We start from the raw sequence: 3,383 nt of genomic DNA, 5'->3' as shown, positions 1-3,383 counted from the left end.
ACCTCGACGCCCCGCACCTCACGCCCGTCCACGACCCCGTCTCGCACCTCGCGTACGCGGCGCGCGGGAGCGACGTGAGGCACACCGTCTGCGCCGGTGAGGTGTTGATGCGCGACCGAGAGGTGCTGACGCTCGACGCCGATGCGGTTCAGGAGCGCGCGGCCGAGGCCGCCGCCGACCTCGTCGACCGCGTCGACCAATAGCGATCGCGTCGACGAACGGGAGCGCCGCGACGAAGCGAGCACACCAGCGAATAGCGAGCGCGGTCGCACCGCGTCCGAGCCGCGTCCGAGCCGCGTCCGAGCCGCGGACCGGCGTCATCGGCGCTCGGATCGGAGGCAATATGGACCGATTACCGCCGAGTCCCAGGCAAAACACGAAACTACCGACACAGAGCCGCTAAGTCGGATAAAATCCGGTTTAAACCGGCTTAACTGAACTCTCTATTTATATGTAAAGGGCCAGTGGCCTCAGGTGGACATGAGAGAACGCACGACAGCCATCCTACTGGTCGCGGTCGTCGCGCTCGGCGCGATGACCGGCGTCGCCGCCGCCGACGGCCACCTCCAAGTGGCCGTCGACGACGACGGCGAGCAGCCGACGGTTACGGTGACAGACGAGAACGGCACCGCGGTCGAGAACGCCACGGTCAACGTGAGCGTGGTCGACGCGGAGAACGAGTCGTACGCGGGAGCGGGCGAGTACGAGACGGACGCGAACGGCACCGTCGACCTCCCCGTCCCCGAGCAGGACGTGACGGTCGAGGTGACCGCCACCGCCGAGAACGACTCCGTCTCCGCGACGGCCGATCTGGAGGCGCCCGACGGCCTCGAAGTCGACGTCGAGAACACCGACGGCGAGCCCGTCGTCACGGTCACCGACAACGACACCGCGGTCGAGAACGCCTCGGTGAACGTCACGACCGCCGACGAGAACGCCAGCTACGCCGGCACGGGCGACTACGCGACCGACGAGAACAGCACGGTCACGCTCCCCGCCGCCGAGGAGGACGTCACGATCGACGTGACCGCCGAGCACGAGAACGACTCCGTCTCGACGACGGTCGACCTCGAGGCGCCCGAGGGCCTCGAACTCGACGTCGAGAACACCGACGGCGAGCCCGTCGTCACGGTCACCGACGACGGCGAGGCCGCCGAGAACGCCTCCGTGAACGTCACCACCGCCGACGGTCAGAACGTCACCTACGTCGGCGAGCGCGACTACGAGACCGACGAGAACGGCACGGTCACGCTCCCCGCCGCCGAGGAGAACGTCACGGTCGACGTGACCGCCGAGTTCGGGAACGGCACCGTCTCGACGACGGTCGACCTGACGACCGGCGAGGGGGCCGCGGAGGACCGGCCGTTCGGACAGCTCGTCCGCGAGTTCGTCGAGCAGATCGGCGACCGCGAGGGCGGCATCGGCGACGCCGTCTCGGACTTCGTGACGGAGAACAACCCGGGTAACGCGCCGGACCACGCGGGCGGCCCCGGCGGCCCGGACGACGCCGAGAATGACACCGCCCAGAACGAGAGCGACGCGCCCGGTAACGGCAACGGCAACGCGCCCGACCACGCGGGGCAGGGCAACGACGGCGAACAGGGTCCCCCGGAGCACGCCGGTAACGGCGACGACGAGGGTGACGACGCCGACGACGCGGACAACGATGACGCGGAAGAAGAGAGCGACGCGGAGGATGACGACGACGAGGACGCGGACGACGACGAAGACGATGACGACGATGACGACGACGGCGCTGGCGGCCCGGGTAACGGGAACGGCAACGGCCCGCCGTAACTGACGCGCGAGCGACGCGGTAGCCGAGACGCGACCGACGCGGATCCCTTTTCAGCGTTTTCAACGCGACCCGGTGTCGGCAGGGTTTAGTGCGCCGTGAGCGAACCGAGAGGCATGAGCGAAACCGCGTATCCGCCGGTGGCGAAGCACCTCTCGGACCTCGAGACGGCCCGGGAGGAGGGGCGCCGGAAGATGGACTGGGCGCTCCAGCACATGCCGATCCTGAACGCGCTCCGCGAGGAGTTCGTCGACGAGCAGCCGCTCGCGGGCGAGACGATCGCGATGGCGATGCACGTCGAGGCGAAGACGGCGAACCTCGTCGAACTGCTCGCCGACGGCGGCGCCGAAGTGGCGATCACCGGGTGTAACCCGCTGTCGACCCACGACGACGTGTCGGCCGCGCTCGACACCCACGAGTCGATCACCTCCTACGCGGTCCGCGGCGTCGACGACGAGGAGTACTACGACGCGATGCACGCCTGCATCGCCCACGACCCGACCGTCACCGTCGACGACGGGATGGACATGGTGAAGCTCGTCCACGAGGAGTACCCCGAGCTGATCGACTCCATCGTCGGCGGCGCCGAGGAGACGACGACCGGCGTCGACCGCCTGCGCGCGATGGACGCCGACGGCGAGCTCAAGTATCCCGTCTTCGCCGTGAACGACACGCCGATGAAACAGCTGTTCGACAACGTCCACGGGACCGGCGAGTCCTCGCTCGCGACCATCGCGATGACGACGAACCTCTCGTGGGCCGGCAAGAACGTCGTCGTCGGCGGCTACGGCCAGTGCGGGAAGGGCGTCGCGAAGAAGGCGTCCGGCCAGAACGCGAACGTCATCGTCTGCGAGGTCGACCCCCGCAAGGCGCTGGAGGCGCACATGGAGGGGTACGAGGTGCTGCCGATGGCCGAGGCCGCGGCGAAGGGCGACGTGTTCATCACGACGACGGGCAACCGCGACGTGATCACCCGCGAGCACTTCGAGCGGATGCAGGACGGCGTCCTGCTGGCCAACGCCGGCCACTTCGACGTCGAAGTGAACCTCGACGACCTCGACGACCTCGCCGTCGACCGCTACGAGGTCCGCGACGGCGTCGAGGGGTTCGAGCTGGACGACGGCCGCGTCCTCAACGTGCTCGCCGAGGGCCGGCTCGTCAACCTCGCCGCGCCCATCTCGCTCGGCCACCCGGTCGAGGTGATGGACCAGAGCTTCGGCGTCCAGGCGGTCGTCGTCCGCGAGCTGGCCGCGAACGGCGGGAGCTACGAGCCCGGCGTCCACGACGTGCCCGACGAGCTCGACCGCGAGGTCGCCGAGATCAAGCTCGCCGCGGAGGGCGTCGAACACGACGACCTCACCGACGAGCAGCGCGAGTACATGGACAGCTGGGAGCACGGGACCTAACGCGGCGGCGGCGTTTATAATCAGATTTGTGCGGTGGCGCGCGCCTCCGAGTGGCCGACAGGCCACCAGGAGCGCGTGCGAGGGACGCGGCGACCGGAGGGAGCCGCGAGGCTGGGGAGGCGTGTGGTGCGGTCGCGGTGTGGTCGGGTGGGACTCAAAGGGGCAGCCGCGAAGGCGGGCGC

The 3,383-nt window shown here is 69.2% G+C and carries 2 protein-coding genes and 1 pseudogene; all 3 read left to right on the top strand.

The window, feature by feature from the left end; all coding sequences use genetic code 11:
• Window positions 1-203: pseudogene (locus DJ73_RS20750) on the top strand (amidohydrolase); the annotation flags it as partial.
• Between the two features lie 277 nt (window positions 204-480).
• On the top strand, window positions 481-1,797 hold the full coding sequence (locus DJ73_RS01510) for a DNA primase (protein ID WP_094557110.1): 1,317 nt from the start codon (window positions 481-483) through the stop codon (window positions 1,795-1,797).
• A 114-nt stretch (window positions 1,798-1,911) separates the two neighbouring features.
• A complete protein-coding gene (locus DJ73_RS01505; RefSeq protein ID WP_094557107.1) occupies window positions 1,912-3,201 on the top strand; it encodes an adenosylhomocysteinase in 1,290 nt (429 codons plus the stop codon).
• The last annotated feature ends 182 nt before the right edge of the window (window positions 3,202-3,383 follow it).

This window comes from Halorubrum sp. Ea1 (assembly GCF_002252965.1).
GTDB lineage: Archaea > Halobacteriota > Halobacteria > Halobacteriales > Haloferacaceae > Halorubrum.
Note: the sequence above shows the minus strand (reverse complement) of the source record. Positions and strands in the feature narration are given on the sequence as shown.

Bases quoted from the DNA above. Each gene is read 5' to 3' on its own strand.
- DJ73_RS01505 (WP_094557107.1), top strand. From the start codon at position 1,912: ATGAGCGAAACCGCGTATCCGCCGGTGGCGAAGCACCTCTCGGACCTC.
- DJ73_RS01510 (WP_094557110.1), top strand. From the start codon at position 481: ATGAGAGAACGCACGACAGCCATCCTACTGGTCGCGGTCGTCGCGCTC.